Annotated in this window: 29 protein-coding genes and 1 pseudogene; 21 read left to right on the forward strand and 9 right to left on the reverse strand. The window is 72.4% G+C overall.

The window, feature by feature from the left end; all coding sequences use genetic code 11:
* The first annotated feature begins 34 nt into the window (after nt 1–34).
* Together BKA14_RS40185 and BKA14_RS40190 are read left to right on the forward strand one after the other, a co-directional pair.
* Nucleotides 35–598, forward strand: coding sequence for a nucleotidyltransferase family protein (locus BKA14_RS40185; protein WP_184955957.1), 564 nt, complete (start codon nt 35–37; stop codon nt 596–598).
* Nucleotides 591–1,688: an XdhC family protein gene (locus BKA14_RS40190; RefSeq protein ID WP_184955958.1), complete on the forward strand. Its 1,098-nt coding sequence runs from the start codon at nt 591–593 to the stop codon at nt 1,686–1,688. Before BKA14_RS40185 ends, BKA14_RS40190 begins: the two co-directional genes overlap by 8 nt.
* Here the strand turns inward: BKA14_RS40190 and BKA14_RS40195 are convergent.
* Together BKA14_RS40195 and BKA14_RS40200 are read right to left on the reverse strand one after the other, a co-directional pair.
* A complete protein-coding gene (locus tag BKA14_RS40195; protein ID WP_184955959.1) occupies nt 1,676–2,212 on the reverse strand; it encodes a dihydrofolate reductase family protein in 537 nt (178 codons plus the stop codon). The two genes, BKA14_RS40190 and BKA14_RS40195, sit on opposite strands and share 13 nt — an antisense overlap.
* Before the next feature lie 9 nt (nt 2,213–2,221).
* Nucleotides 2,222–2,974, reverse strand: a complete 753-nt coding sequence (locus BKA14_RS40200) for a class I SAM-dependent methyltransferase (protein ID WP_184955960.1) — start codon at nt 2,972–2,974, stop codon at nt 2,222–2,224.
* 288 nt (nt 2,975–3,262) lie between these two features.
* Here BKA14_RS40200 and BKA14_RS40205 point away from each other — a divergent pair, with 288 nt between their 5' ends.
* On the forward strand, nt 3,263–3,700 hold the full coding sequence (locus tag BKA14_RS40205; protein WP_184955961.1) for a nuclear transport factor 2 family protein: 438 nt from the start codon (nt 3,263–3,265) through the stop codon (nt 3,698–3,700).
* Here BKA14_RS40205 and BKA14_RS40210 read toward each other — a convergent pair.
* The gene (locus tag BKA14_RS40210; protein WP_184955962.1) at nt 3,692–4,522 is read right to left on the reverse strand and encodes a LysR family transcriptional regulator; all 831 of its coding nucleotides are present in this window, start codon (nt 4,520–4,522) and stop codon (nt 3,692–3,694) included. The two genes, BKA14_RS40205 and BKA14_RS40210, sit on opposite strands and share 9 nt — an antisense overlap.
* Nucleotides 4,523–4,607: 85 nt before the next feature.
* Here BKA14_RS40210 and BKA14_RS40215 point away from each other — a divergent pair, with 85 nt between their 5' ends.
* Nucleotides 4,608–5,324, forward strand: coding sequence for an SDR family oxidoreductase (locus BKA14_RS40215; protein WP_203722131.1), 717 nt, complete (start codon nt 4,608–4,610; stop codon nt 5,322–5,324).
* A 1-nt stretch (nt 5,325) separates the two neighbouring features.
* Here the strand turns inward: BKA14_RS40215 and BKA14_RS40220 are convergent, their stop codons facing one another.
* The gene (locus BKA14_RS40220) at nt 5,326–5,970 is read right to left on the reverse strand and encodes a flagellar brake protein (protein ID WP_184955964.1); all 645 of its coding nucleotides are present in this window, start codon (nt 5,968–5,970) and stop codon (nt 5,326–5,328) included.
* A 187-nt stretch (nt 5,971–6,157) separates the two neighbouring features.
* On the opposite strand from BKA14_RS40220, the gene BKA14_RS40225 reads away from it, so the two are divergent.
* On the forward strand, nt 6,158–7,492 hold the full coding sequence (locus BKA14_RS40225; protein ID WP_184955965.1) for a reverse transcriptase family protein: 1,335 nt from the start codon (nt 6,158–6,160) through the stop codon (nt 7,490–7,492).
* Between the two features lie 166 nt (nt 7,493–7,658).
* Here BKA14_RS40225 and BKA14_RS40230 read toward each other — a convergent pair whose 3' ends face one another.
* On the reverse strand, nt 7,659–8,237 hold the full coding sequence (locus BKA14_RS40230; protein WP_184955966.1) for an XRE family transcriptional regulator: 579 nt from the start codon (nt 8,235–8,237) through the stop codon (nt 7,659–7,661).
* A 65-nt stretch (nt 8,238–8,302) separates the two neighbouring features.
* Between BKA14_RS40230 and BKA14_RS40235 the strand changes: the two genes are divergently transcribed.
* A complete protein-coding gene (locus BKA14_RS40235) occupies nt 8,303–8,905 on the forward strand; it encodes a class I SAM-dependent methyltransferase (RefSeq protein ID WP_184955967.1) in 603 nt (200 codons plus the stop codon).
* Nucleotides 8,905–9,312 carry a DinB family protein gene (locus BKA14_RS40240; protein ID WP_184955968.1) on the forward strand — a complete coding sequence of 136 codons (408 nt, stop codon included), beginning with the start codon at nt 8,905–8,907 and terminating at the stop codon, nt 9,310–9,312. The genes BKA14_RS40235 and BKA14_RS40240 overlap by 1 nt, the downstream gene beginning before the upstream one ends.
* Here BKA14_RS40240 and BKA14_RS40245 read toward each other — a convergent pair.
* The gene (locus BKA14_RS40245) at nt 9,299–10,642 is read right to left on the reverse strand and encodes a hypothetical protein (protein ID WP_203722130.1); all 1,344 of its coding nucleotides are present in this window, start codon (nt 10,640–10,642) and stop codon (nt 9,299–9,301) included. The genes BKA14_RS40240 and BKA14_RS40245 overlap by 14 nt on opposite strands.
* Before the next feature lie 108 nt (nt 10,643–10,750).
* Here BKA14_RS40245 and BKA14_RS40250 point away from each other — a divergent pair, with 108 nt between their 5' ends.
* Genes BKA14_RS40250 through BKA14_RS40260 form a run of 3 tightly spaced genes read left to right on the forward strand, consistent with a single transcriptional unit; the run spans nt 10,751 to nt 13,460 of the window.
* Nucleotides 10,751–11,668: a hypothetical protein gene (locus BKA14_RS40250; protein ID WP_184955969.1), complete on the forward strand. Its 918-nt coding sequence runs from the start codon at nt 10,751–10,753 to the stop codon at nt 11,666–11,668.
* Between the two features lie 5 nt (nt 11,669–11,673).
* On the forward strand, nt 11,674–12,828 hold the full coding sequence (locus tag BKA14_RS40255) for a sensor histidine kinase (protein WP_184955970.1): 1,155 nt from the start codon (nt 11,674–11,676) through the stop codon (nt 12,826–12,828).
* The gene (locus BKA14_RS40260; RefSeq protein WP_184955971.1) at nt 12,825–13,460 is read left to right on the forward strand and encodes a response regulator transcription factor; all 636 of its coding nucleotides are present in this window, start codon (nt 12,825–12,827) and stop codon (nt 13,458–13,460) included. Before BKA14_RS40255 ends, BKA14_RS40260 begins: the two co-directional genes overlap by 4 nt.
* A 173-nt stretch (nt 13,461–13,633) precedes the next feature.
* Here BKA14_RS40260 and BKA14_RS40265 read toward each other — a convergent pair whose 3' ends face one another.
* Nucleotides 13,634–13,756, reverse strand: a complete 123-nt coding sequence (locus tag BKA14_RS40265) for a ribosomal protein bL36 (protein WP_133875253.1) — start codon at nt 13,754–13,756, stop codon at nt 13,634–13,636.
* Nucleotides 13,757–13,871: 115 nt separating this feature from the next.
* On the opposite strand from BKA14_RS40265, the gene BKA14_RS40270 reads away from it, so the two are divergent.
* Complete coding sequence (locus BKA14_RS40270) at nt 13,872–15,512, forward strand: S8 family serine peptidase (protein WP_184955972.1); 1,641 nt, start codon at nt 13,872–13,874, stop codon at nt 15,510–15,512.
* A gap of 162 nt (nt 15,513–15,674) precedes the next feature.
* Here BKA14_RS40270 and BKA14_RS40275 read toward each other — a convergent pair whose 3' ends face one another.
* Nucleotides 15,675–16,157 (reverse strand): NADPH-dependent FMN reductase, encoded by a 483-nt coding sequence (locus tag BKA14_RS40275; protein ID WP_184955973.1) that lies wholly within the window; start codon nt 16,155–16,157, stop codon nt 15,675–15,677.
* Nucleotides 16,158–16,207: 50 nt separating this feature from the next.
* On the opposite strand from BKA14_RS40275, the gene BKA14_RS40280 reads away from it, so the two are divergent.
* The 10 genes and pseudogenes from BKA14_RS40280 (at nt 16,208) to BKA14_RS40315 (ending at nt 25,290) form a co-directional block, all read left to right on the forward strand.
* A complete protein-coding gene (locus BKA14_RS40280; RefSeq protein WP_184955974.1) occupies nt 16,208–18,397 on the forward strand; it encodes a molybdopterin-dependent oxidoreductase in 2,190 nt (729 codons plus the stop codon).
* Nucleotides 18,398–18,452: 55 nt separating this feature from the next.
* Nucleotides 18,453–18,953 carry a winged helix-turn-helix domain-containing protein gene (locus tag BKA14_RS40285; RefSeq protein ID WP_184955975.1) on the forward strand — a complete coding sequence of 167 codons (501 nt, stop codon included), beginning with the start codon at nt 18,453–18,455 and terminating at the stop codon, nt 18,951–18,953.
* Nucleotides 18,950–20,215 (forward strand): FAD/NAD(P)-binding protein, encoded by a 1,266-nt coding sequence (locus BKA14_RS40290; protein ID WP_184955976.1) that lies wholly within the window; start codon nt 18,950–18,952, stop codon nt 20,213–20,215. The genes BKA14_RS40285 and BKA14_RS40290 overlap by 4 nt, the downstream gene beginning before the upstream one ends.
* 211 nt (nt 20,216–20,426) lie before the next feature.
* Complete coding sequence (locus tag BKA14_RS40295; RefSeq protein WP_184957239.1) at nt 20,427–21,410, forward strand: S1 family peptidase; 984 nt, start codon at nt 20,427–20,429, stop codon at nt 21,408–21,410.
* 234 nt (nt 21,411–21,644) lie between these two features.
* Nucleotides 21,645–22,592, forward strand: a pseudogene (locus tag BKA14_RS45755) (GAF domain-containing protein); the annotation flags it as partial.
* 150 nt (nt 22,593–22,742) lie between these two features.
* The gene (locus tag BKA14_RS45760) at nt 22,743–23,099 is read left to right on the forward strand and encodes a methyl-accepting chemotaxis protein (RefSeq protein ID WP_438861955.1); all 357 of its coding nucleotides are present in this window, start codon (nt 22,743–22,745) and stop codon (nt 23,097–23,099) included.
* A 17-nt stretch (nt 23,100–23,116) separates the two neighbouring features.
* Nucleotides 23,117–23,734 (forward strand): carbonic anhydrase, encoded by a 618-nt coding sequence (locus BKA14_RS40305; protein WP_184955977.1) that lies wholly within the window; start codon nt 23,117–23,119, stop codon nt 23,732–23,734.
* A gap of 145 nt (nt 23,735–23,879) precedes the next feature.
* On the forward strand, nt 23,880–24,488 hold the full coding sequence (locus tag BKA14_RS40310) for a sensor domain-containing protein (RefSeq protein WP_184955978.1): 609 nt from the start codon (nt 23,880–23,882) through the stop codon (nt 24,486–24,488).
* A 176-nt stretch (nt 24,489–24,664) separates the two neighbouring features.
* Nucleotides 24,665–24,796 (forward strand): hypothetical protein, encoded by a 132-nt coding sequence (locus tag BKA14_RS44730; RefSeq protein WP_260416689.1) that lies wholly within the window; start codon nt 24,665–24,667, stop codon nt 24,794–24,796.
* The gene (locus tag BKA14_RS40315) at nt 24,796–25,290 is read left to right on the forward strand and encodes a DinB family protein (RefSeq protein WP_184955979.1); all 495 of its coding nucleotides are present in this window, start codon (nt 24,796–24,798) and stop codon (nt 25,288–25,290) included. Before BKA14_RS44730 ends, BKA14_RS40315 begins: the two co-directional genes overlap by 1 nt.
* Here the strand turns inward: BKA14_RS40315 and BKA14_RS40320 are convergent.
* Nucleotides 25,287–26,225, reverse strand: coding sequence for a methyl-accepting chemotaxis protein (locus BKA14_RS40320; protein WP_184955980.1), 939 nt, complete (start codon nt 26,223–26,225; stop codon nt 25,287–25,289). The two genes, BKA14_RS40315 and BKA14_RS40320, sit on opposite strands and share 4 nt — an antisense overlap.
* Between the last annotated feature and the right edge of the window lie 124 nt (nt 26,226–26,349).

Raw genomic sequence — 26,349 nt, forward strand, 5'->3', positions numbered from 1 at the left:
GGATCGTCGGCGGATTGCCGACTAGGCTCGATCTATGGCGTGGGTCACGGCCGGGTTGGTGCTTGCCGCGGGGGCGGGGCGGCGTTACGGCATGCCCAAAGCCCTGATCCGCTATCCGGACCGGTTGCTCGTCGAGCGGGCCGCCGACACCTTGCGTGAGGCCGGCGCGTCACCGATCGTGGTCGTGCTGGGTGCCGAGGCGCAGCGGGTCATCGCGGCCGCCCCCGATCTGCCGCGCACCGTGATCAACCCTGATTGGCCCACCGGCATGGGGTCGTCGCTGCGTGCGGGGCTGCGGGCGGTGGACGCGGACGCGGTGGTGGTCGTGCTGGTCGACATGCCGGGTACAACCCCCGAAGCCGTACGCCGGGTGATCGCCCACGCCACGCCCGACGCGCTGGTCATGGGCGGTTACCAGGGCCGGCGCGGGCATCCCGTCCTGCTGGGCCGCAAGCACTGGCCGGGCGTCATCGAGGCCGCCGTCGGTGATCAGGGCGCCCGCGGCTATCTCAAGAACCATCCCGTACGGGTGGTGCCCGTCGACGACGTGGCCGACGATCTCGACCTCGACGTTCCGGAGCCGAACCCTCATGCGTGATGTGCTGGACAGGCTGGTGGCCTGGTGGGAAGCGGGTGAGCCGGTCGGGCTGGCGACCGTCACGGCGACGTGGTCGAGCGCACCCCGCCAGCCGGGCGCGGCCATGGTCGTCGGCCCGGGCGGCGAGGTCGTGGGCAGCGTCTCCGGCGGATGTGTCGAGGGCGCCGTCTACGAGCAGTGCCTCGAGGTGATCGAGACCGGCCAGGCCCGTACGGTTCGTTACGGCATCAGCGACGACGACGCGTTCGAGGTGGGCCTGACCTGCGGCGGCATCATCGAGCTGCTGGTCGAACGGGTCGACCGGCAGTCGTTCCCCCAGCTGCCCGAGCTGGCCGCGGCGATCGCGGCGTCCCGGCCGGTCGCGCTGCTGACCCGGCTCGACACCGCCGCCCACCTGCTGATCACCCCGGAGGAGCGCACCGGCACGCTGGGCGGCGACCGCGTCGACGACGCCGTCACCGACGACGGGCGCGGGCTGCTGGCCGCGGGGCGCACCGGCGTGCTCCACTACGGGCCGTCCGGCGAGCGCCGGGGTGAGGGACTCTCCGTGCTGGTCGCGTCCTTCGCGCCGCCGGCCCGGATGCTCGTCTTCGGCGCCACCGACCACGCCGCGGCAACCGCCCGCATCGGCTCGTTCCTGGGCTACCACGTGACCGTCTGCGACGCCCGGCCCGTTTTCGCCACCGCGCGTCGCTTCCCCGAGGCCGACCAGGTCGTCGTCGACTGGCCGCACCGCTACCTGACCGCCGAGGCCGACGCGGGCCGGATCGACGAGCGGACCGTCCTCTGTGTGCTCACCCACGACCCCAAGTTCGACGTGCCGGTGCTGGAGGTCGCACTGCGGCTGCCGGTCGCCTACATCGGGGCCATGGGTTCGCGCCGCACCCACGACGACCGCAACAAGCGCCTGCAGGAAGCCGGCCTCACCGGTGACGACCTGGCCCGGCTGGCCTCCCCGGTGGGGCTCGACCTGGGCGCGCGCACCCCCGAGGAGACCGCGGTCAGCATCGCGGCCGAGATCGTGGCGCTGCGCTGGGGCGGTTCCGGGGCCCGGCTGACCGCGACGGCCGGCCGCATTCACCCCGAGTAGGCATACTCCAGCAGCACCACACCCGAGGCGAAAGTCTGCGCCCGTACGGGTTCCAGCCGCAACGAGTGCTCCTCGAACAGCCGTGTGCCGTGCCCCTGCACCACCGGGTAGACGAAAAGCCGGAACAGGTCGACCAGCCCCGTCGGGATCAACGACCGTACGAGGGTGGCGCTCCCCGTCACGGTGATGTCCTGCCCGTCGGTGGCCTTCAACGCGGCGATCTCGTCTTCCAGCGGCCCGCGCAGGATCGTCGTGTTCTGCCAGTCCGCCTTGTCCAGACTGCTGGACACCACGTACTTGGCCACCTGATCCAGGTACGCCGAGACCTCGCCCTGCTGGTGGGGCCAGAAACCGGCGAATTCCTCGTACGTCGTGCGGCCCAGCACGAGCGCGTCGGAGCCGGCGCCGTTGCGTTGGTTGACCGCGGCCAGCTCATCGTCGGTCGTGCTCGGGTCGAACCAGTCACCGATCGGCGAGACGACCCCGTCCAGGGTGATGTTCTCGGTCACCACGAGTCTGCGCATGACCTGCTCTTACCCCCTGCGGCCGGTCCACAACACGGCCGGCCGCCGCAGCACGAACCCGGGCCGCTCGACCATCTGCTCCAACAGCCGCGCATGCATCTCGGCCCGGCGGAACGGCGTCAGACCGTCGATGAACCGCCCCGACCCGTGCGACCGGCTCCACCGCCAGTAGGTCTCCCCGTCCGGAACCGGGATGGCGATCTCGAGGTCGGTCGCGGTCAGGCCGGCCAGCCCGGGAAACCCGTCCGCGAAGTCGAAGTCGTTCCCGTGCCGCCCGTGGCCGTCCTGCTGATACTGCCGATACTCGGCGTAGAGCTCGACCAGCGGGTCGGGCCCGTCCCCGGCTGCGCCCGGCACGGTGAAAGCCAGCCGCCCGCCGGGCCGGGTCACCCGCAGTGCCTCCCGCAACGTGGCCTCCGGGTCGCTCACGATGTGCATCGCGAACCCGCAGACAACGAGGTCGAAACTGGCATCCGGCAACGCGAGCCGGCTCACGTCCATGACGGAGGCCGCCACGCCGGGGTGAGCGGCCCGCAACAACGCCACCATCCGCGGCGCCGCATCCACGGCCGTGACCACCGCACCCCGCGCGAGCAAAGCCCCGGTCATCCCCCCACGCCCGGCCGCCAGATCCAGAGCCCGTACGCCCTTCGGCGGCGCCAGCCTCTCGACAGCCAGCTTCGCGAACCCGGAAAAGAACGGCAGCACTTCGTCGTAGCTCTCAGCCACCCCGTCGAAGTGCTCCACTACTGCGTCGACCACGCCGCCCAGCCTGGCACGGCGCCCGATCCGTGATCGCGACGGCCCGGCCTGGGGAGTGGCACGCCTCCCCTCGACGTCGCGGCGGCCGGTGGCGTCAGGCCCGTGTCCGGGAGGAAGCCCACGCCACGTTCGCGAACCGCGGCGCCGCGGTCCCGGCCACGCACTCAGCGGTGCCGGCTTCGACCGGTAGACCGCGGCGTCGGCGGGCGTTCGCTGGGGGCAGGGTGAACGTGCGCGACGGAGCTATCGTCGGCCGTTGCCCTTTCCACTGTCGTGTCTGGAGCTGCCATGAGTTTGACCGTTGCCGACCGGCTGGAGATTCACGAGGTGATCGCGCTGCACGGTCACCTGAGCGACGCGGGTGCCTATGAGCGGTTCGGTGAGGTGTTCACGTCCGATCTCGTGGTCGACGCCGGCGCCCTCGGCTATGCGCCGGTGTCCGCGCCCGACCCGTCCCGGCCGCGGCTCGACGGCTACATCGCGGCCTCGTACCGGATCGGGCCCGACGGCCCGATCGCCCACCACGTCACCAACGTCGTCGTCCGCGCGGACGGTGACGGTGCCCGGGCTTGGTCGAAGGGGCTCGCGGTGAAAAAGGAGGGCGCGCCGGCCAGTTACATTTATGAGGACCAGCTCGTCCGCACCCCGGCGGGCTGGCGCATCAGGCACCGCACGGTCACCCCGCGCCGGGAGGCCGGGCGCGGCGTCGAGCCGGCCCTAGACTGATACGGCCCGGACGAGGGCGGCCACCGCGGGGGAGTGGCTGTCGCGCGGCCAGGCGAGGACCGTGGTGACGTCGGGGGCGTCGGTGACCGGGACGGCGACGTGTTCGGGCCACTGCCAGGCGCGGCTCGAGGCGGGGATCACCAGGAGCGTGCGGCCGAGGGCGACCAGCTGGGCCAGCTGGGACTGGGTGTGGACCTCGGGGCCGGGGCCGGGCGGGTAGGTGCCGTCGAGCCGGGGCCAGCGGGCCATCGGCAGGCCTGGCACGTGGCTCACCTCGGCCAGCGTGACCCGGGGGCGTGCAGCCAGCGGGTGGGTGGCCGGGACGATCGCCACCTGGCTCTCCGTGTGCAGGTCGGCGGTGTCGAAGCCGGCCAGGTCGTCGTACGGGTGGTGCATGACGGCCACGTCGGCCTGGCCGTCGCGCAGGCGGTGGGCCTGCTCGCCGACCTCGCACAGCAGCACCTCGATCGGGACGGGCGTCACGGCGAGGATTTTCTGCAGGAGTTCGTGCGAGGCGCCGGCCTTGGTCACCAGCACCAGCGGCCGGGCGGGGGCGCCGGCCCGGCGGGTGCGGTGGGCGGCCGCGGTGACCGCGGTCAGGGCCGTGCCGGCTTCGCGCAGCAGCACACGGCCGGCGTCGGTGAGGGCGGCCCCGCGGCGGTTGCGGTCGAGCAGTTTGACGCCGAGGCGGCGTTCGAGGCGGCCGATCGCGCGGGACAGCGGCGGCTGGGCGATCCCGAGCCGTGCGGCGGCCCGGCCGAAGTGCAGTTCCTCGGCCACGGCGACGAAGTAGCGCAGCTCGCGGGTTTCGAGATCGTCCACGGGCCAACAGTAATACCGCGCGGGTATCACAGCGTACGGGGTTGGTCTTGGACTCCGCGGTGGTGGGCGCAGCAGCATGAGAACCATGAACGACAAGAAGATCGCGCTGGTCACCGGCGCCAACAAGGGCATCGGGTACGCCATCGCACAGGGGCTCGCGGCTTCCGGGTTCCGGGTCGCGGTGGGGGCCCGGGACGACGCGCGGCGGACGGCGGCAGTGGAGAAGCTGCGGGCCTGCGGGGCCGACGTGTTCGGGGTCGCCCTCGACGTCGCCTCGGACGAGAGCGTCGCCGCGGCGGCCGCGACCCTCGGCCGTACGGGGGAAGGGTTGGCCGTTCTGGTCAACAACGCGGGCATTGCGGGGCGCCTGGGCTCCGGCGCCCAGGACCCGACGACGCTGGACCTCGACAATGTGCGCACGGTGCTCGAGACGAACGTCCTCGGTGTCGTCCGGGTGACGAACGCGATGCTGCCGCTGCTGCGCAAGGCCGAGTCGCCGCGCATCGTCAACATGTCGAGCAACATGGGCTCGCTGACCTTGCAGACCGGCCCGATCCTGGCCGCTTACGCCCCGTCCAAGACGATGCTCAACAGCATCACGGTCCAGTACGCCCGCCGGCTGGCCGACACGAACGTCATCGTCAACGCCGCCTGCCCGGGCTACGTCGCGACCGACTTCACCGGCTTCCAAGCCCCCCGTACGCCGGAGCAGGGCGCGGCGATCGCGATCAAGCTGGCCACGCTGCCGGACGACGGACCGCGCGGCGGCTTCTTCGACGACGAGGGGGTGGTGGCCTGGTAGGTCAGGCCAGGCGCAGGCGGCGCTCGTTGATCTCCCACGTCATCACGTAGAGGCGGATCATCTGAGCCAGGCTCTCGCCCGAGGTGAACGTGAGCACGACGTGCAGCCCGGGATCGCCGTGCGGGGCCTCCCGGACGGTCAGGATCGTGCCGGTCACCTCGACCTCGCCCTCCGCTCCCAGCGACACGGTGGCGCCCAGCTCGTCGCCGGGGGACAGCGCGGCCGGCTCGTCGATCCAGCAGCGCAGGCCGCCCTCGCTGATGTCGAGCAGGGCGCCTTCCAGCGCGCGCTCCCCGGCGGTCAGCCGGACCGCGGCGCCACCGCCACCCCGCACGTATTCGCGGCGGTTGCTCTGCCGCGGGGCCGCGGTCGGGGCCAGCCGCCAGCGGAACGGTGCCTCGTCGGAGAGCGCGACCAGGCGGGTCGGCAGCATGATGCGCGTGCGCGGGGTCGCCCAGAAGACCTCGAACTGCTGGCCGGGCGTGTACGCGACCGGGCCGGCCGTCTCGAGCGGGGCGGTGACCGCGAAGGTCTCGCCGTCGACCGATTCGAGCCGCGACCGGAAGTTCACGCCCTCGCCGAGGACGAGGAACATCGCCGTGCCGACGTCGGGCAGGTCGGTGGCGGCGGAGACCACAACAGTCATGGGGGAAGCACCTCGGGGCTGGGGGAAGATCCGGTCGAAAAAGGTATCGGCCACGGATGCGGGGACGTGAGTGTTCCGGTAGCGATTCGGGTTCCGGCCAGTAATCTCTATGCTGGCCGGTGGCAGCGTGTCCTGAGCTGGCCGTCGCACGACGACGGCTCTTCGGGGCAACCCCGAGGGAGTTCGCTTGACCACCACAGCGCATCGCCGGCGCGCCGCAGCGCTTCGCGCAGGGCGGCGCAGGCACGACCGGGATTCGTCGGGGCACGCTGCCGCCGGCACCGTCGCCGACGCGCTGCTCACCACGGACTGGCAAACCGGAAAAATGCAGATCGCCGTACGCCGGGTGACCGCCGGGCGTAAAGGATGGGCGCGGCAGTTCGTCCAGTTCGTGAGGCGGGCCTATCCGCGCGCCCCCTACGACCGGCCCCGCGAGCTGCGGTTGTTCCTCCAGGCGCGGGGCGGCATCCCCCGCGACGTGGTCGCCCGGCATCGGCTGGTGAGCGCGACCCGGGTCGTACGGATGCGCTGGAACACCCCCGGCCTCGGTGATCTGGCCGACCTGGCCGCGTTCCTCGACCTCGACGGCGACGCCCTGGACTGGTTCGCCGACCGCCGCGAGATCAACCGCCACGCCCGCGACGAGCGGCTGCGCCACTACCGGTACGTGTGGCTGCCGCACCGCCTGATCGAGGCGCCCAAACCCCGGCTGCGCGACCTGCAACGCCTGGTGCTCGACCGGATCCTGGCCCGCGTGCCCGTGCACGACGGGGTCCACGGCTTCGTCCCCGGCCGCGGCGTCCACACCTTCGCCCGTACGCACACCGGCCGCGACGTGCTCGTCAGCATGGACCTGCGGGCGTTCTTCACGAGCGTCACGGCGGCCCGGATCTACGGCCTGTTCCGCGGCATCGGCTACCCCGAGCCCGTCGCGCACACCCTGACCGCGCTCACCACCACCCGTACGCCGGTCGCCGTGCTGCGCTCCGCCCCCGACCCGCATCTGGCCGCCCTGCTGCGCCGGCCCCACCTGCCGCAGGGCGCGCCCACGTCACCCGCGCTGGCCAACCTGTGCGCGTACCGGCTCGACCGCCGGCTCAGCGGTCTGGCCGGCCGGTTCGGCGTCACGTACGGCCGCTACGCCGACGACCTGGCCTTCTCCGGCACGCTGAGCGCCCCGCACGTCACCCGTCTCACGGCGCTGACCGGGCGGATCGCGGACGAGGAAGGTTTCCGTCTGCACCCGCACAAGACGCGCGTCCGCACCCGGTCGCAGCGTCAGGCCCTGACCGGCCTGGTCGTCAACACCCGCCCGGCCGTGCCCCGCGAGGACTACGACCGGTTGCGCGCGATCCTGCACAACGCCGCCACCCACGGCCTGGCCGAAGCCAACCGCGACGGCCACGCCGACTTCGCCGCCCACCTGGCCGGCCGCGTGGCCTGGATGTCCCATCACCACCCGGCCCGCGCCGCCAAACTCCACCACCTGCTCGCCCAGGCCCTCCGCGATCAGCCCCGATGAACACCTGAACGTGTGACGGCTCCTCCGGATCGTCCGCGAACAACGTCACGGTGACGCTCTCGGTGTCCGTCAGGATCGCCAGCCGTCGTGGGGATCCGTGGTCCCCGGCGCGGCAATGATCAGCAGGCCGTGCGCGAAACCGGTCGTCATCGCTCCGAGCAGCACCTCAGCTCGCCTCCGGCGGGTGGGGGGTGAGGTGGGCGCGTTCGCCCTGGGGGCCGAAGAGGGTGAGCAGTTCCGCGGGCTGGGTGCCGGCGCTGCCGAGCCAGTGCGGGATGCGGGTGTCGAACTCGGCGGCCTCGCCCTGGCCCAGCTCGTACTCGTGGTCGCCCAGCACGAAGCGGATCCGGCCGTTGAGCACGTAGAACCACTCGTACCCGTCGTGCGTCCGCAGCTCGGCCGGGTAGGCCCGGCCGGCCGGGGGATAGATCACCTTGTACGCCTGAACGCCGCCGGGGCGGCGGGTCAGCGGCACGACTGTGAGGCCGGAACGGCGTACGGGCTTGAGGTGGATGCGGGGGTCGCCGGTGGGCGGGGCGGCGACCAGGTCGTCCAGGGGCACGCCGTGGGCCCGGGCCAGCGGCAGCAGCTGTTCCAGGGTCGGGCGCAGCTTGCCGGTCTCCAGCCGGGACAGGGTGCTCGTGGTCAGGCCGGTCTCGGCGGCCAGCGCGGCCAGCGAGATGGCACGGGCCCGGCGCAACGCGCGCAGCCGGGGGCCGACACCGGCCAGGACGTCATCAGTCACGTCGCGATTTTGCGGATCCGCAACGTTTCTTGCAAACCGGGAACCGCGATGATCAAGCTGGCGGCATGAGCCAAGAATTCTGGGAGAAGCACTACCGCGCCCAGCGGGGCGGGGAGAAACGGGCCAACCCCCTGCTGGTCGAGGTGGCCGAGCCGTTACCGCCGGGCCGCGCCCTCGACCTGGGCTGCGGGGGTGGCGGCGACACGCTCTGGCTGGCCCGGCGCGGCTGGCACGTCACTGCCGTCGACATCTCCCGTACGGCCGTCGAGCGCGTCCAGGCCCGGACAGCCGGCCTCGACGTGCTCGGTGAGGTGCACGACCTGGACCGCAGCTTCCCCGAGGGCACGTTCGACCTGATCTCCGCGCAGTACTTCCACACCCCGTACGAGATGGATCGCCCCCGGGTGCTGCGCACCGCCGCGCACGCCCTGCGTCCCGGCGGCCTGCTGCTGATCGTCGACCACGGCTCGACCGCACCCTGGTCGTGGAACCAGGACCCGGACGCCCACTTCCCGACGCCGGCCGAGGTCGCCGACGGGCTGGGCCTCGATCCCGCGCGGTGGCCCGTCGTCCGGGCCGGCATGCCGCGGCGGCGCGCCACCGGGCCGGGCGGGCAGACGGCCACAGTCACCGACAACGTGCTGATCCTGCGCCGGAGTGAGAGCTGATGCCGGCCGAGAAGAGTGTGCTGCTGGACGTGCTGGACGGGCTGCGTGACTCGATCGCGGGCAAGCTCGACGGGGTGCCCGAGCCCCAGGTCCGTACGGCCGGGGTGGCCTCGGGCACCAACCTGCTCGGGCTGATCAAACACCTGACGTACGTGGAACGCTTCTACTTCCTGGGCGAACCGATCACCAACCTGAACCGCACCCTGCGGCCCACCAGGACGGAGACCGTGGACGGGATCCTGGCCGGCTACCGCGAGGCGATCGAGGAGTCCAACCGGGTCATCGGCTCGTGGCGGGACCTGGACGAACACCGCTGGACTCTCGTCCACATGATCGAGGAGACTGGCCGGCACGCGGGCCACGCCGACATCCTGCGCGAACAGATCGACGGCGCTACCGGCCGCTGACCAACCCCCGTACGGCGGCCAGGCCCAGCGCCGTCCGCGGGTGATAGGCCGTGGTCCAGAGGCCGCCGTGGGCCGCCGCCACCGCCTCGTCCTGCCACACGGCCGGGGCGGCCGCGCGCGGCTTCCGGAGCTGGTGCACCAGCAGCACGGCCATCAGCCGGTTGGCGGTGGCCGGCTCGAAAATCTCCACGTCGAACAGGTGGGCGCCCGCGTAGGCCGCGGCCAGCAGCCGGTTGCTGGTGACCGAGCGGGTGCGGGTCGGCGGCGCCACGGCGAAACTGACCACGCCCTCGCGCCGGGCGACCGAGGCCCGCCAGCGCTGGATCCGCTTGGCCAGCGCGTAGTTGGGGCCCTGCTGCGGGACCAGGCTGTCGTTGATCGCGTCGCCGGTGTAGTTGGGCTGCAGCAGCCGGCCGCCGGAGAGCGCCCCGGTAGTCCGGGCCGTCCGCGAGCGGGCCGCGAAACGTTCCCGGGACAGTTCCACCGCGCCCGGCGGCACCGCGAAGACGTCGGTCGGGGTGGCCAGGAAGGCCAGGGCCACGTCCGCGCGCCGCTCCCGCAGGTGCACGACCAGCGCGTCCACGGCCACCGAGAGTTTCGCGTACGCCGCCCCCGGCGCATAGACGTAGTTGCCCACGACCAGCCGGCCGTCGATGCCCTCCAGCCACTGCGCGACGGCCCCCAGCTCCACCAGCAGGTCGGCGCCGGGCTCACGGCCGGGCCGCACGGGGGCGATCAGACGGCCCGCGCCGGGCACGGCCGCGACCCGCTCCCACACCCGCGGCAGGTCGACCGCGACGACAGTGGCGCCCCAGGCCAGCAGGGCCGGCAGCGGGCCCATCTCGGCCGCCGCGCCCAGCACGACGAGCCGCTGATCCGACAGGTCGAGCCAGTCCGGGTTGTCCACGACCTCCCGTACGGCCTCCGCGCACGACTGCTCGATGACGCCCCCGGTCACCCACGCGTCGAGCCGCCGGATCAGGTCGGCGCCGCGCAGCCGCTCCCCGCGGAACGGCAGCACGACCTCGGTCTCGCGCGGCGCGTCACCGTCGACCGTGACCGTCTCGAACGGCTGGGCGGGCGCAGAGATCTCGACCGGCATCCGTGAGCGCACCGCGGCCAGGCCGGCCGCCGCGATGTCGTACCCGTCGTCCCGCCCGGCCGACACCAGCGCGCGGAACGGGCCCAGGTAGCCGCGCCGCCAGTCCGGGACGGCCAGGGCGGCCTCGGCGGCGGCGGGGTCGGCCCCGCGCAGGGCGTCGGCGACCACGTGGCGGCCGAAGGCGGCGCTGCTGCGGCGGCCGGACTCGTCGGCGGGGAAGTCGATCACGGCGGTGACAGTATCTCCTACCCGGGTAGGACGCAGCCTCGGACCAGCGGCCGCGGGAAGGGCCGGCGGACTGACGAAACGGCCCCGGAACCACGCGACGCTGCCGACATGAGATGGCACCGACCGCTTCTGATCCTCACCGCCGCCATGGCCGCGCTGACCGTAGTGACCCTCGTCGGGATCGTGGCCGACGACCGCGTCCTGCTCGGCGCCCCGGTCTGGCTCAAGCCGTTCAAGTTCGCGATCTCGTTCGCCGTCTACGCGGCCACGCTGGCCTGGATGCTGGCCGTCCTGCCGCGGCGCAGCCGCTTCGCCGAATGGGCGGGCACGGTCATCGTCGCCGTCTCGGTCATCGAGGTCGCGATCATCGCGTTCCAGGCCGCGCGCGGCCACCGCAGCCACTTCAACGACACCAACCCGTTCGACGAGCGACTCTGGTCGATCATGGGCGCCTCGATCATGGTGCTGTTCGTGGCGCACCTCGCCATCGGCGTCGTCGCTTTGCGGCAGCGCCTTCCCGACCGCGTTTCCGCGTACGCGATCCGTCTCGGACTGTTCCTGTCGTTGCTCGGCATGGCGGCCGCGGTGCCGATGGTGACCCCGATGCAGGATCCCGGGCTCGAGGGGATCTCGGGTGCCCACGCGGTCGGCGTGCCCGACGGTGGCCCCGGACTGCCCGTCACCGGCTGGAGCACCACCGGCGGCGACCTGCGCATCGGTCATTTCGTCGGGCTGCACGGCCTGCAGTTCCTGCCCTTGCTGGCGCTGCTGCTGACCCGGCGGACCCGGCTCGGCGAGAAGACCGGGGCCCGGCTGATTCTGGTCGCCGGTCTCGCGTACGCGGGAATGGTTGTGCTTCTGACCTGGCAGGCGTTGCGCGGGCAGCCGCTGCTGCGCCCGGACGGGCTGACGCTGGCCGCCCTGGCCGGCCTGCTCGTCGCCACGGCCGTCGCCGTGCCGGTCGTGCTCAGGACGAGCGACGCCCCGCGGACGCGTTCGCGCCGGCCGGTCGCTCGCCTACGCTGAGCGCCATGGGCTGGCTGGGTCGTCTCTTCGACAAGCGGGACACGTGGGCCCGCATGATCCTGCTCGACCTCACCGGCCTGAGCTACCTGCTCTTCACGCCCGACGGCCACCACGTCACCTCGATGAAGCAGTGGGTCCTGGCCGTCCTGGCTTTCGTCCTGCTGCCCGTGCTGGGCCGGCGCCCGGTGCTCAACCTGCTGGTTCAGACCACGCTGCTGATCCTGGCCTTCGTGCTGATCGAGGACGCCACGATCAACGTGGTCGGCAGCAGCTGGGCGCTGGGCGAACTGGTCGTCTGGACCGCCCGCACCCGCACGTTCGCGCTCGGCGCGGCGCTGCTCGCCGCCGTCCATCTGGCGTTCGACGTCATCCCCAGCGACGTGGGAATCAACGACACCCTCTTCAGCCTGGTTCTCCCCATCGGGCTCCCGACGCTGTTCGGGCTGGTCGTGCGCACGTCGCGCGAGCTGAGCCGCCAGGCCGAGCAGCGGGCGGCGGTGGAGAGCCGGGTCGCCCGGGCCGACGAGCGCAACGCGATCGCCCGCGAGCTGCACGACGTGGTGGCGCATCACGTGGCCTCGATGGTGCTGCGGGTCGGGGTCGCGCGGCACGTGATCCCCGGCATCGACCCGCGGGTGGGCGAGGTGCTCGACGACGTGCACGGCACCGGCACGGCCGCGCTGGCCGACCTGCGGCGGCTGGTGGCGGTGCTGCGCGACGACGGCCAGGTGCTGGATGCGACAACCCCCGTGATCGAGCCGGGTTCGCTGCCCGCGGCTCTGGACGCGGCCGTCGACACCGCGCGCCGGGCCGGGCTCACGGTCGAGGCCGACATCGGTGACGGGGTGGAGACCCTCGATTCCGTACGGGGTCTGGCCGTGCTGCGCCTGACCCAGGAGGCGCTCACCAACGTGGCCAAACACGCCGGCCCGGCGGCCCACGCCCGGCTGCGGGTGACGCTGGCGGACGGCAACGTGATGTGGGAGGTGTCCGACGACGGCGGCCACGGGCCCGGTCCGAAGCCTCCGGGCGGCGGCCACGGCCTCACCGGCATGCGCGAACGCGTCGAGGTGCTGGGCGGCGAACTGACCGCGGGGCCGTCGGGCGCGGGCTGGCGGGTCGCCACGGTGCTGCCCGCCCACACGGGAGCCGCCGCATGATCCGGGTCCTGCTCGTCGACGACCAGCAACTCATCCGGGCCGGGCTACGGATGTTGTGCGACGCCGAGCCCGATCTCGAGGTCGTCGGCGAGGCCGGCAACGGGCGGGAGGCGATCACCCTGGCCGCCCGGCTGGCGCCCGACGTGATCGTGATGGATCTGCGGATGCCGGGGGTCGACGGGATCAGCGCCACCAGCCGCGTGCTGGCCGAGCGACCGGCCACCCGGGTGCTGGTGCTCACCACGTTCGGCGACGACGACCACCTCTACCCGGCGCTGACCGCGGGCGCGTGCGGGTTCCTGCTCAAGGACGCGCCGCCGGCCGAGCTGCTCGACGGGATCCGGCGGGCCGCGGCGGGGGACAGCCCGTTCAGCCGGGACGTGTTGCAGCGGCTGGTGCGGCGGGCCACCGACGCGGGCGCCGAGCGGCGGCGGGGGCCGGTGGAGGGGCTGACCTCGCGCGAGCAGGACGTGCTCGACCTGGTGGGGGAGGGGCTGTCCAACACCGAGATCGCCGAGCGGTTGCACATCGGGATCACCACGGTCAAGACGCACATCACCGCGCTGATGACCAAGACCAGCAGCCCCAACCGCGTACGGCTGGCTCTGCTCGCCCATCGCGACAGGCCCTAGGTGACTGGTTTGGGGCGCCCTGCCCAAGGCCATCGTTCATCGCCCGACTCCTGGACGCGAAGAAAGCCGGAGCCCCGTGGCGGCGGGACTCCGGCTTCGTCTGTTTCACGATATCGCGGTTCGCCCCGCCGCGTCCCGTGATCGGGAGTGTCAGCGTGGCGACCGTACGAGGGTCAGCCCTGGCGGCCGTTCCAGCGCGGGTTCTTCCGGTTGATCACGACCTGCCGGCCGCGACGACGGGTGACCACGCTGCCGGGCTTGGCCTTCAGCGAGCGCAACGAGTTCCGGACCTTCATGGTGGGTTCCTCTCTTGAAGCCGTCTCGCTCAACGCCCGGGGCAACGCCGGTATTTCCCCGGTGCGGCCCGGTTTTTTTCCTCACCTGACCAGGGCGTACGCCGATGAGGCGGCCATGCGAATGCGCACCCTTGCCACCGCGGCCGCCACCGCCGCTGTCGTCATCTCCGGCACCGCCGTGCCGGCCCAGGCCGCCCTGCCCGAGGGGGCCGTGGCCGGTGCGGACCTGCCCGGCGCGATCCCCGGCCGTTACATCGTGACGCTCAAGGAGCCGGCCGCCGGCCAGGTCTCGGCGTTGTCCGTCGACGGCGGCACCACCTACGTGGCCGACATGAACGCGACCCAGGCCCGCCGCCTGGCCGCCGACCCGGACGTGCGCTACGTCGAGCAGGACCGCATCCTCACCATTCAGGGCACCCAGAAGAACCCGCCGTGGGGCCTCGACCGCATCGACCAGCGGGCCGTCAAGGGCTCGAAGTCGTACCGGCCGACCGATGACGGCAGCTCGGTGCACGCCTACGTGCTCGACACCGGCATCCGGGTCACGCACGCCGATTTCGGGGGCCGCGCCTCCTACGGCTACGACGCGATCACCCGGTCCACCGACGCGGGTGACTGCAACGGCCACGGCACGCACGTGGCGGGCACGATCGGCGGCCAGGTGTTCGGTGTGGCCAAGAAGGTGCAGCTGGTTGCCGTACGGGTGCTCAACTGCAAGGGCGAGGGCACGCTGTCACAGGTGATCAGCGGCGTGAACTGGGTGACCGCGCACGCCGTGAAGCCGGCCGTGGCCAACATGAGCATGGGCGGCTCCTACAGCGCCTCGCTCAACGCGGCCGTCCAGCGTTCGATCAACTCCGGGGTCACCTACGTGGTGGCGGCGGGCAACGAGAACGTCAGCGCGGGCAAGCTCAGCCCGGCCGGCCTGCGCGCGGCGATCACCGTGGGCGCCAGCGACGCCTCCGACCGGCGCGCCTCGTTCTCCAACTTCGGCCCCGCACTCGACCTGTTCGCGCCCGGCGTCAACATCCGCTCGGACTTCTACGGCAGCGACTACGGCACGGCCGTGGCCAGCGGCACGTCGATGGCGTCGCCGCACGTCGCCGGGGCCGCCGCCCTGGCCCTGGACGCCAACCCGGCCCTGACCCCGGCCCAGGTGTCGGCCTACCTGGTCAGGAACGCCACCCCGAGCAAGGTCAAGGACGTCAAGGGCTCGCCCGACAGGCTGCTGTTCGTGCCCGCCCCGCCGGCCGCGCCGGTCATCACGAGCTCGGCGCTGACCGTGACCACCGGCCAGGCGTACACGGGCAAGCTGTCCCTCAAGGCCGCGCGCCGGGGGGCGTGGAGCGTCGCCGCGGGCCGTCTGCCCACCGGCATGACGCTGTGGCCCAGCGGCTCGATCACCGGCAAGCCGGTCGCGCCGGGCACCGCCACCGTGACCGTCCGCTTCACCGACTACGTGCCCCAGGCGGCCACCCGCACCCTGACCGTGACGGTTCGTAAGACCGCCCCGGTGATCGCGACGAACTGGCTGCCCGACGGCTCGGCCGCCACCTACTACTCGGAGCAGCTGACGGTCGCGGACGGCCGCACGGGCAGCTGGTCGGTCGTGAGCGGCGCTCTGCCGGACGGGCTCGCGCTGGGTGCGAACGGCCTGATCGACGGTTACCCGTCGAACTCGTCGACCTTCGAGGTCGCGTTCACCGACGGCTGGGGCACGCGCACCACGCAGACCCTGACTATTACCGTCGCCTGAGGCGACCGGACGGACGCGGGCTCGTCCCGCTCGGTGACCGGGGGCACGGCATCACCGGGCGGGACGAGTCGTTTGTGCGTTTGGTGCCGGTCCGAACCGGGCCTGGCGGAGGCGCGGGATCGGACAGGCGAAAAGGTACGGAAGCCGGCTTGTAGCGGCCTGTCATGAACCTGTGGATTCGCTGAAGGTGGCCGCGTACTTCTCCGCGATCGCCGCCGTTTCCGGCAGGTCGGACTCCACCACCGGCAGGCCCGCGGCGACGTCGGCGCCCAGCTCGGTCAGCAACTGCCGCAGCAGTGCCTCGGCCGCCGCGGCCTGCGGGGGGACGCCCGCGGTGACCACCGGCACGGCCCGCTTGCCGGCCAGCGCCTGGGCCGGCAGCTGGTCGAGCAGCACCTTGAGGAGGCCGGTGTAGCTGCCCTTGTAGGTGGGGGTGGCCACCACGAGCACGTCGGCCTCGCGGAGCGCGGTCACGGCGGCCGCGGTGGCCTCGTCGCCCGGGGTGAGCAGGCCGGGGCCGAGATCGCCGACCTCGATGACCCGCGGCGCCTCCGGGGCGGCCAGGGCGGTGCCCACGGCGATGGCCAGGGCCGAGGTGCGGGAGCCGGAGCGGGGGTTGCCGGATACGACGACATACTGAGTCATGCCGAAATCCTAGTTCGCCTACGGGATATAGCAAGAAATATTCTCGGGTGATGGAGTGGACCAGCAGCTCGCACTGGGGTGCGTTCCGAGTCTCCCGTACGGCTGAGGGTGGCCTCGACGTCGTCCCGCGGCCCGGCGACCCCGAACCGGCGCCGCTGCTCGGCAACATCGCCGGGGCGCAGCGGCATCGGTCCCGGGTGGCCCGGCCCGCGATCCGCCGGCGCTCGCAGGGCCGCGGTTACGACTCGTACGAGGAGGTCGCCTGGGACGACGCGCTCGATCTGGTCGCCGAAGCCCTGCACGACACCCGGACGACGCATGGCCACAACGCGATCTTCGGCGGCTCCTACGGCTGGGCCAGCGCCGGCCGGTTTCATCACGCGCAGTCGCAGCTGCACCGGTTCCTGGCCCTGGGTGGCGGCTACACGCGGTCGCGCAACACCTACAGCTTCGGCGCCTCCGAGGTCGTGCTGCCGCACATCGTGGGGCGCCGGGGTGCGTACGGGGTCCTCTCGCAGGGCACGGACTGGCCGGTCGTCGCGGCGCACACCGACCTGATCGTGGCCTTCGGCGGCCTGCGCCGCAGCACGAGGTACGTGACACCGGGCGGCCGCGCCACCAACAAGTCCTATCCGGGCCGGATGCGGGGCCGGGTCGTCTCGATCTCGCCGTTGCGCGACGACCGGCCGGGGCCCGAAGGGGAGTGGCTCCCGATCCGGCCCGGCACCGACGTGGCGCTGATGCTCGCCCTGGCCCATCAGCTGGTCGCCGACGGCCAGGCCGACCTCGACTTCCTCGCCCGCTTCACCGTGGGTGGCGAACGGTTCCTGGAGTCGGTGCAGACCCGGACGCCGGAGTGGGCCGCGGGCGTCTGCGGCATCGGAAAATCCGCGATCGTCGAGCTGGCCCGGCGGATGGCCGCCGGCCGCACGTTCATCACGGTCAGCTGGTCGCTGCAACGGGCCCCCAACGGCGAACAGCCCATGTGGGCGGGCCTGGCGCTGGCCGCCGTGCTCGGTCAGATCGGCCTGCCCGGCGGCGGTTTCGGTCACGGCTACGGCTCGACCGGCGGCGTCGGCGGCGGCCGTCTCCCGTACGGGCTCCCGGCCTTTCCCCAGGTGATGAACCCGGTCACCGACTTCATCCCGGTCGCCCGCATCGCCGACATGCTGCTGCACCCGGGCGAGCCGTTCGACTACGACGGCGGCGGCTACACCTACCCCGACGCCAAGCTCGTCTACTGGGCCGGCGGCAACCCGTTCCACCACCACCAGGACCTGACCCGGCTGCGCCGCGCGTTCCAGCGGCCCCGCACGGTGATCGTGCACGAGCCGTTCTGGACGGCGACCGCCCGGCACGCCGACATCGTGCTGCCGGTCACGACCACGCTGGAACGTGACGACCTGGGGATCAGCCACGGCGACACACACCTGATCGCCATGAAACAGGCGGACGAGCCGTACGAGCAGGCCCGCGACGAGTACGACATCTTCGCCGCGCTGGCCGGGCGGCTGGGCTACGCCGACGCCTTCACCCAGGGCCGCACGAGCGGGCAGTGGCTGCGGCACCTGTACGACCGGTGGCGCGCGGAGCCGAAGAAGCCGTTCGACGAGTTCTGGGCGGACGGCGAGATGGCGACCCCGGACCGGCGCGAGGACACGGTGCTGTTCTCCGAATTCCGGGCGGGCAAGCCGCTGGACACGCCGAGCGGGCGGATCGAGCTGTTCTCGGCGACGGTGGCCGGCTTCGGTTACCCCGAGTGCCCGGGTCACCCGGTGTGGATCGCCCCGCGCGAACCGGCGTCCGGGGAGCTCGTCTTGATCTGCAATCAGCCCGGCACCCGCCTGCACTCGCAGCTTGACATGGGCGCGTTCTCGCAGGCGGGGAAGCGGTCGGGGCGCGAGCCGGTGCGGCTGAACCCGGCCGACGCGGCGGCGCGCGGCATCACCGAGGGTGACGTCGTGCGGCTGCACAACGAGCGCGGCAGCGTGCTGGCGGGGGCGGTGCTCAGCGACGACTGCACGCCCGGTGTAGCGCAACTCTCCACCGGCGCCTGGTGGGACGCGTCGGCGCCGGACGTGGCGACCTGCGTGCACGGCAATCCGAACGCGCTGACCACCGACATCGGCACGTCGCGGCTGGCTCAGGGCTGCACGGGCCAGCTGACCTGGGTGGAAATCACCCGGTTGGACGGTCCGGTTCCACCCGTCCGTGCGTACGACCCGCCGGTGAGGTCTTAACCTACCTCGCACATAGGAGATATATTATTCCCGCCGTCACCGGAGGGAGAACCCCATGTCCGCGCTCGCCGTAGCTCACCCAGCCGTCCCACGACGCCGGCTCCGCCCCGTGCCCGACCTCGAAGAATCGCCCGTCACCGTGACCATCAGCGTCACCGGCACCGGGGCGGGCCGGGAGCGGGTGGTCGCCGCGCTGCGCGACCTGGTCGACGCGGCGGGTCAGGCCGTCCGGGTGACTGTCGCCGATCCCGTCGAGCCGGGTGGGCTGCGGCTCGACCCCGGCGCTCGTACCGCCATGCGGGACGGGCAGCCGCTCGATCTGAGCCGCCTCGAGTACGACCTGCTGCTGTTCCTGGCCCGGCACCCGCGCCAGGTGTTCAGCCGCAGCCAGCTGCTGGCGCAGGTGTGGGGGCACACGCACACCACCAACCGCACGGTCGACGTGCACGTCAGCCGGCTGCGCACCAAGCTGAGCGACCCCGAGGTCGTCACGACCGTCTACGGGCTCGGTTACCGGCTGGCCGACGACTGCGGCGTGACGGTGGTCGAGCGGTGACGACGGTCGCCGTCGTGGGGGGTGGCTGTGCCGGCGTGCTGGCCACCCGGGAGCTGCTGAGCAACACCGACGACCGGGTGGTGCTGATCGAGCCGGACGAGCCGGGCGGGGGCCTGGCGTACGGGTCGGCGCGGCCGTGGCATCTGCTCAACTCGCGGGCCGGGGCGATGAGTGCCGACCCGCGCGACTTGGGACATTTCGCCAGGTGGGCGGGTTGCTCGCCGGACGAGTTCCGCCCCCGGGCGGAATACGGGCAGTATCTACGAGACGTCTTCGCTGATACTTCCGACAAGTCGGGAACGCGCCTGGAGGTGCGGCGGTCGCGCGCGTCAGGTCTCACGGCCGCCGGTGTGTTGCTGGCCGACGGTCGCGAGGTGAGGGCCGAACGCGTCGTGGTGGCGACCGGCAACCCCGCCCCCGCCCAGCCGGCGGCCCGCCCCGACCACCCCGACTACATCGCCGACCCGTGGGCCAAAGGCGCGCTCGAGGCGATCCCCTCCGACGTGCCGGTGCTGCTCGTCGGGGCCGGGCTGACCGCGATCGACGTGGCACTGACACTCACCGAGGGTGACCGGGACGCGCCGATCACCGCGGTCAGCCGCCGGGGCCAATTGCCGCTGACCCATACCGAGGTGGCCGCGCCGCCGGTCGGGCTGGCGCTCGACGACTGCGCGACGCTGCGCGACATCGTCCGGGCGGTGCGCGCCGAGGCGGCCCGGGCCGGGGACTGGCGCGCGGTGGTCGACGGCCTGCGCCCGTATCTGGATCAGCTCTGGACCGCGTTCACGCCCGACGAGCAGGACGCGTTCCTGCGGCATCTGGCCCGTCCGTGGGAGTGTCACCGGCACCGGATGGCCCCCGCGGTCGGCGCCCGCGTGGCCGCTCTGCGCGAGGAGGGCCGCCTGGAGGTGCGGGCCGGTGGGGTCCGCTCGATGATCGCCCCGCCCGCCGGTGGACTGCTGGTCGAGCTGGAGGCGGGGGTGCAGTGGTTCGGCGCGGTCGTGAACTGTGCCGGTCCAGGCCGGCTGCCCGCCGCGGCCGGGTCGTTCGTGGGCAACCTGCTCGACGCCGGTCAGGCCCGGGTCGGCCCGCACGGGCTGGGACTCGACATCGACGCGTCGGGCCGGTTGATCGGCGCCGACGGGCGGGCGCAGCCGGACCGCTGGCTGATCGGGCCGCTGCGCCGGGGGGCCAAGTGGGAGACCACCGCCGTGCCCGAGATCCGCGCTCAGGCCCATAACCTCGCCATCCCGGTTGGATAATACGATTCGCGCTATGTGGGGGTGTTTGAGCAGCTCAGACCGGTTGTGAACGGGGTTGTGGCAACAATTGCCGACTCTTGAACGCGCATCGAGAAGTGTCAATACTCCGAGGGCAAGTGGTGCGCCGGTTCCGGCGTACCCCCCACCCCCTGGGAGGAACCCCGTGCTCAACCGGAAGCTGCGCCGGCCGATCGTCGGCCTTGCTGCCTGCATGCTCGTCGGCACCGGACTTGCCGCGTCACCCGCCTCGGCCGCCCCTGCCGGAGACCCCTCGTTCGCCCCCTCGGCCCTGGCCACCAAGCTCGACGCCCAGTACGGCGTGAACGCGGCCGGCTCGTACATCGACGACGCCGGCAAGGTCGTCGTCAACGTCACCGACGCCGCCACGGCCAAGTCGGTCAAGGCCGCCGGCGCGACCCCGCGCTTCGTGACGCGTACCGGGGCCCAGCTGGCCGCCGCGGACAACGCCCTGAAGAGCTCGCTCAAGACCCCCGGCACCGCGTTCGCGATCGACCCGGTCAGCAACCAGGTCGTCGTCGAGGTGGACAGCTCGGTCACCGGGGCCTCCCTGGCCGCCGTCGAGGCCACCGTGGCCAAGCTCGGCGACAGCGCCCGCATCGAGAAGACCGCGGGCACGCTGAGCACCAAGATCAGCGGTGGCGACGCCATCTACGCCGGTGGCGGCCGGTGCTCGCTGGGCTTCAACGTGCGCTCCGGCAGCACCTACTACTTCCTCACCGCCGGTCACTGCACCAACATCGGCGCCACCTGGACGAACGGCTCGGCCACGCTGGGCACCCGCTCGGGCACCAGCTTCCCGGGCAACGACTACGGCATCGTCCGGTACACCAACACGTCGATCACCAAGAGCGGCACGGTCGGCTCCCAGGAGATCACCTCGGCCGGCACCCCGGCCGTCGGCGCCACGGTCACCCGCCGCGGCTCCACCACCGGCATCCGTTCGGGCCGGGTCACCGCCCTCAACAGCACCGTCAACTACGCCGAGGGCTCCGTCTCCGGCCTGATCCGCACCACCGTCTGCGCCCAGCCCGGTGACAGCGGCGGCCCGCTCTACTCCGGCACGACGGCCCTCGGCCTGACCTCCGGCGGCAGCGGCAACTGCACCTCCGGCGGCACCACGTACTTCCAGCCGGTCACCGAGCCCCTGAGCGTCTACGGCGTCCAGGTCTTCTGATCTACCAGGTGGAAAAGGAGCCCCGTACGGGGCTCCTTTTTTGCAACGTGATGACATGTCAAGTGCCGTGCTCCCCGACCGATCTTGCGGTCACCTGAGTGGCGCAGCGCCACTCTCGATGACGAGGGAGCTGTGGTGCTTCGATCCAGCAAGCGAGCGGCGGCCGAGAAGGCCGGAGCGGAACTGGCGGAGGCTCGCGCCGACGTCCAGGCGGTTACGGCAATCATGCGGGCCATGGAGAACGCGACCTCTCCTGAGCAGGCCATCGGTGAAGCGCTGGACCTCGTTCGCGGGCTCCTGGGGTGGGCCTACGGCTCGTACTGGCAACTCGACCCCGCGGCCAAGGTGCTGCGCTTCGCGCAGGAGAGCGGCAGCGTCAACGCGGACTTCCGCCGGGTGACGCTGGAAGCCTCCTTCGCCGAGGGCGTGGGTCTCTCCGGCCGGGCCTGGCGCTCGCGCGACCTGGTCTTCGTAACCAACATCGGCGACGTCACCGACTGCGTCCGGGCCCCGATCGCCGCCCGGTCCGGCGTGCACAGCGGGGTCTGCTTCCCGTTGATCGAGGACAACCAGGTCGTCGGGACGATGGACTTCTTCGCCACCGAGGAGCTGCACCTCTCCGACGCCCGGCTCTCCGTGCTGCGGGCCGTCGGCCAGCTCGTCTCCGGCGCCCTGGCCCGGCTGCACGAGGCGGTCCGGCAGGAGAAGGCCGCGCAGGACGTCGACGCGGTCTCCGAGGTCATCCGCGAGCTCACCCAGACGACCAGCCGTGACGCCGCCCTGCGGTCCGCACTGGAGATCATTCGGCGGGACTTCGACTGGCAGTACGGCTCGTTCTGGCAGCTCGACGAGGACGAGGGCGTGCTGCGGTTCGCGCTCGAGTCGGGCGACGCCGGCGCCGAGTTCCGCCGCGTGACGATGTCCGCGTCCTTCGCCAAGGGCGTCGGCCTGTCCGGCCGGGCCTGGGCCCGCGGCGACCTGGTCTTCGTGGAGGACCTGGGCGAGCTGACCGACTGCGTACGCCGTCCGGCCGCGCAGGCCGCGGGGGTCAAGTCGGGCGTCTGCCTGCCGATCCGAGTCGGCGGCAAAATCGTCGGCACCATGGACTTCTTCGCCACGCGGACGCTGCTCATGTCCGCGAGCCGGGAGAGTGCGCTGCGCAACACGGCGTTCCTCGTCGGGCAGGCCCTCGAGCGGTTCACCTCGACCGAGCAGCTGCACAACGCCGGCCGCGAACTGCTCGACTCGATCGCCGAGGTCGAGCGCAACGTCACCTCGGCCGCCACCGTCGCCGAGCAGGGCGAGCGGCTCACCGTCGAGGCCAACCAGCAGGTGGCCGCGCTCGGCCAGGCCAGCGCCGAGATCAACGCCGTCGTGCAGAGCATCCAGTCCATCGCGGCCCAGACCAAGCTGCTGGCCCTGAACGCGACCATCGAGGCGGCCCGGGCCGGCGAGTCCGGCAAGGGCTTCGCCGTCGTGGCCGGCGAGGTCAAGGAGCTGTCGACCGAGACCGAGCGGGCCACCGACGAGGTCAGCGACAAGGTCAACGCCATCCAGGCCCGCGTCGACGCGGTCACAGCCTCGCTGGCCGAGATCCACAACTCCGTTCAGGAGATCAACAACACCCAGCGACTCATCAGCGGTGTCCTGACCGAACAGGTCGCCACCACCGGCGCCATCCTCAACTGATTCCGGAGCCCCCCACCATGTTCTCTGACCAGAAGTCCGCCTGGAACAAACTGCTCGACGGCAACCGTCGCTGGCTCGACGACCGCAGCACCGGCGCCGGCAACCGTGGTGCCGACCGCCGCGCCGCGCTCAGCCAGTCGCAGGCGCCGTTCGCCCTCGTCGTCGGCTGCGCCGACTCCCGGGTGCCGGCCGAGATCCTGTTCGACCAGGGCCTCGGTGACCTGTTCGTGGTGCGCACGGCCGGTCACGTCGTCGACTCGGCCGCCCTGGGCTCGGTCGAGTACGCCGTCGGCATGCTCGGCGTCTCCCTGATCGTCGTGCTCGGCCACGAGGGCTGCGGCGCCGTGGCCGCGGCGACCGGGGTCGTCGACAACGCCGCTGTCCCGGCCGGTTACGTCCGCGACATCGCCGAGCGCATCGCGCCCGACGTGCTGCGGGCCCGCCACGACGGCGCCACGACCCCCGACGAGATCGGCGCCCGGCACTCGCTCTACACCCTGGACCTGCTGCGCGAGCGTTCGTCCGTCGTGGACAACGCCATCCGCAGCGGTGCGGTCGAGGCGGTGGCGGCCCAGTACTGCCTGAGCACCGGCGCCGTCACCGAGATCCGCGCGGCGGTGCCCGCAGCGGCCTGACCCCTCGAGACCCCTCAGCAGTCGGCCGTCCCGGTTCCCCCGACCGGGACGGCCGGTCTGCGTCCCCCGTAGTAGGGCCAGCCCTACCCCCTGAACACCGGCTCACCGTATCGGCCACGGTCCGCCGCGCGCATAGCGTCGAGGCATGACCGCCACCCTGCTCCAGACGCGTCCGACCACCCGCCGGATCTGGCCCCGCGTGGCCGCCGACACCCGTTACGTCCTGACCGGACTCCCGCTGGCCGTGGCCTCCTTCACGGTCTGCCTGACCGTCGCCACAGCCGGCCTGACCCTGGCCCTGGTCTGGGTCGGCCTGCCCCTGCTGGTCGTGGCGGCGACACTGGCCCGCGGCTTCGCCACCTCGGAGCGGGCCCGCCTGTCCGGTCTGGGCGAGCGGCTGCCCGCCCCCGCCTACGGCGAAAGCCGCCGCGTGCTCGCGGTGCTCACCGATCGGCAGTCGTGGCGCGATCTGACACACGCGATCCTGCGCTTCATCCCCAGCACGTTCTCGTCGGCGCTGGTGCTCAGCTGGTGGGCCGGCGTAATCGGCAGCGCCACGTTCGCCGTGTGGGGCTGGTCGCTGCCCGACGGCCCGCACGACTCCGACCTGCCGCAGCTGCTCGGGCTGGGCGAGTCCTACCTCGTGGCCGTCGGCTTCTACGCGGTGGTGGCCCTGGTCCTGACGGCCACCCTGCCGATCGTGACCCGTTTCGCGGCCCGCCTGGAGGCCGGCTTCGCCCGCGCCCTGCTCTAGGGCCTGTCCTGCCGATCACGCGGGGCTGCGGCGTGGCCCAGGCGGCGTCTGACGGCGTCCGGGAAACGGCCACATACAACACCGGTATGCGGCCGCTTCCCGGCCGACGTCAGCCACCACCTGGACCTCGCCTCGCTGCCACGTGATCGGCAGGACAGGCCCTGGGCTGGGCGGTCGTGATCGACCTGATCGACGCGGACCGGGCTCGTTCCTGCCACCTCTGCGTGCCCGGCCCGCAGGACCACGGCTGCCGGGGCCGGCGCGACCACACCGCGCAACCGGTGACGGAACCCGGCGGGACGCTCTGATGGACCATCCGCATCTGCACCCGCCGGAGCGGGAGACGCTGGAGCAGTTCCTCGATCAGCACCGCGAGATGACGGTGGCGGCGCTCGACGGGCTGGGGGACGAGCAGGCGGCCGCGCGGCTGTTGCCGGCCACCGCGATGACCATCGGTGGGATCGTCAAGCACCTCGCGCACATGGAGGATCTCTGGTTCACCCGCACACTGCTCGGGGCCGCCTGGCCGCCGCCGTGGGAGGCGGTGCGCGACGACGAGACCTGGGCCTGGGCGTCGGCCCGCGACGACTCGGTGGCGGAGTTGCGGGCCCTCTATCGCGCGGCCTGCGAGCGCAGCCGGGCAGCGGTGGCGTCGTTCGGCGATCGGGACGTGCGGGCGGCGCTGCCGTCGTTCGGGAAGGTGCCGGTCAGCCTGCGCTGGATGATCGTGCAGATGATCCGCGAGACCGCCCAGCACCGCGGTCACCTCGACCTGATGCTGGACGTCGTGCGCCGGGCCTAGCGGGACTCCTCCTCGACCCGCTCCTCGCCGCGGCGGCGCAGCAGCTTGAGGCCGGGCAGACCGGCGATGGCCAGGTGCAGGTCCTCGGTCACCTCGAGCAGCTTGTGCAGGTCGGGGCCGACCTGGTCGAGCTTGCCGAGCAGCGGCATCACGTCGTCGACCAGGTGCGCACGCAGCGCCGGGAGCTGGTCGATCATGCGGATGGCCGCGGTGACCTCCTGCGGCGACAACTCGTTGATGAAGCGCTGGGCCAGCGGGGCCGCCTTCAGAAGCGTTTCCGAGTACGCCCCCAGCAGCCGGGTGGCCTCCTTGGCGGCCGCCTCGGCCTGGTCGACGACGCCTTCGGCGCGCCCGCTGACCTCGGCTGCCCGGCCCACGACACCCTCGGCCGCATCCGACACCCCGACGGCGCGGACCACGACCTTGCCGGCCCGCTCACTGATCGTCTCGGCGTGGCCGACGACCACGCCGGCGCGGGAGCTGATCTCCTCAGCGCTGCCGACCACCGTGCCGGCGCGAGAGCTGATCTCCTCAGCGCTGCCGACCACGGTGCCGGCGCGGGAGCTGATCTCTTCGGCGCTGCCCACCACGGCGTCGGCGCGGGCGCTGACCTGCTCGGCCGTGCCCACCACGAGGTCGGCGCGGGCGCTGATCGCCACCGCCTGGCCCACGACGTCGGAGGCGGCTGCCGCGATCGTGCGGGCCTCGGTGACCGTGGCCTCGGCCGCGTCGACGACCACGGACACCCGGTGGATCAGGGACTCGGCCTCGTCGGCGAGCATCGTGACCCGGCTCACCAGCAGCTCCGTCTGGCCCAGGACACTGATCACCCGGACGGGCACGGTGGCCACCGCGGCCGCGGTCTCGACCGCCTGCCCCACGGCGTAACGGGCGAGTTCGGCGATCGCGGACGGTGACACCAACGGGAAGCGCATGGCTCCATCATGCGGCAGAACGTCACGTCCGGCCGGTGGTCACCCGCGGTGAGGGCGTGTCACCCGTACGTCGATAGTCTCTGTCAATCTCGTATGCGAAGCTCGCTAGGACGCACATGAACCG

The organism is Paractinoplanes abujensis, assembly GCF_014204895.1.
Taxonomy (GTDB): domain Bacteria; phylum Actinomycetota; class Actinomycetes; order Mycobacteriales; family Micromonosporaceae; genus Actinoplanes; species Actinoplanes abujensis.

Excerpts from the sequence above, each read along its gene's own strand:
- BKA14_RS40185 (WP_184955957.1), top strand. The coding sequence starts at position 35 with ATGGCGTGGGTCACGGCCGGGTTGGTGCTTGCCGCGGGGGCGGGGCGG.
- BKA14_RS40190 (WP_184955958.1), top strand. The coding sequence starts at position 591 with ATGCGTGATGTGCTGGACAGGCTGGTGGCCTGGTGGGAAGCGGGTGAG.
- BKA14_RS40195 (WP_184955959.1), bottom strand. The coding sequence starts at position 2,212 with ATGCGCAGACTCGTGGTGACCGAGAACATCACCCTGGACGGGGTCGTC.
- BKA14_RS40205 (WP_184955961.1), top strand. The coding sequence starts at position 3,263 with ATGAGTTTGACCGTTGCCGACCGGCTGGAGATTCACGAGGTGATCGCG.
- BKA14_RS40215 (WP_203722131.1), top strand. The coding sequence starts at position 4,608 with ATGAACGACAAGAAGATCGCGCTGGTCACCGGCGCCAACAAGGGCATC.
- BKA14_RS40220 (WP_184955964.1), bottom strand. The coding sequence starts at position 5,970 with ATGACTGTTGTGGTCTCCGCCGCCACCGACCTGCCCGACGTCGGCACG.
- BKA14_RS40235 (WP_184955967.1), top strand. The coding sequence starts at position 8,303 with ATGAGCCAAGAATTCTGGGAGAAGCACTACCGCGCCCAGCGGGGCGGG.
- BKA14_RS40240 (WP_184955968.1), top strand. The coding sequence starts at position 8,905 with ATGCCGGCCGAGAAGAGTGTGCTGCTGGACGTGCTGGACGGGCTGCGT.
- BKA14_RS40250 (WP_184955969.1), top strand. The coding sequence starts at position 10,751 with ATGAGATGGCACCGACCGCTTCTGATCCTCACCGCCGCCATGGCCGCG.
- BKA14_RS40255 (WP_184955970.1), top strand. The coding sequence starts at position 11,674 with ATGGGCTGGCTGGGTCGTCTCTTCGACAAGCGGGACACGTGGGCCCGC.
- BKA14_RS40260 (WP_184955971.1), top strand. The coding sequence starts at position 12,825 with ATGATCCGGGTCCTGCTCGTCGACGACCAGCAACTCATCCGGGCCGGG.
- BKA14_RS40265 (WP_133875253.1), bottom strand. The coding sequence starts at position 13,756 with ATGAAGGTCCGGAACTCGTTGCGCTCGCTGAAGGCCAAGCCCGGCAGC.
- BKA14_RS40270 (WP_184955972.1), top strand. The coding sequence starts at position 13,872 with ATGCGAATGCGCACCCTTGCCACCGCGGCCGCCACCGCCGCTGTCGTC.
- BKA14_RS40275 (WP_184955973.1), bottom strand. The coding sequence starts at position 16,157 with ATGACTCAGTATGTCGTCGTATCCGGCAACCCCCGCTCCGGCTCCCGC.
- BKA14_RS40280 (WP_184955974.1), top strand. The coding sequence starts at position 16,208 with ATGGAGTGGACCAGCAGCTCGCACTGGGGTGCGTTCCGAGTCTCCCGT.
- BKA14_RS40285 (WP_184955975.1), top strand. The coding sequence starts at position 18,453 with ATGTCCGCGCTCGCCGTAGCTCACCCAGCCGTCCCACGACGCCGGCTC.
- BKA14_RS40295 (WP_184957239.1), top strand. The coding sequence starts at position 20,427 with ATGCTCGTCGGCACCGGACTTGCCGCGTCACCCGCCTCGGCCGCCCCT.
- BKA14_RS40305 (WP_184955977.1), top strand. The coding sequence starts at position 23,117 with ATGTTCTCTGACCAGAAGTCCGCCTGGAACAAACTGCTCGACGGCAAC.
- BKA14_RS40310 (WP_184955978.1), top strand. The coding sequence starts at position 23,880 with ATGACCGCCACCCTGCTCCAGACGCGTCCGACCACCCGCCGGATCTGG.
- BKA14_RS40315 (WP_184955979.1), top strand. The coding sequence starts at position 24,796 with ATGGACCATCCGCATCTGCACCCGCCGGAGCGGGAGACGCTGGAGCAG.
- BKA14_RS40320 (WP_184955980.1), bottom strand. The coding sequence starts at position 26,225 with ATGCGCTTCCCGTTGGTGTCACCGTCCGCGATCGCCGAACTCGCCCGT.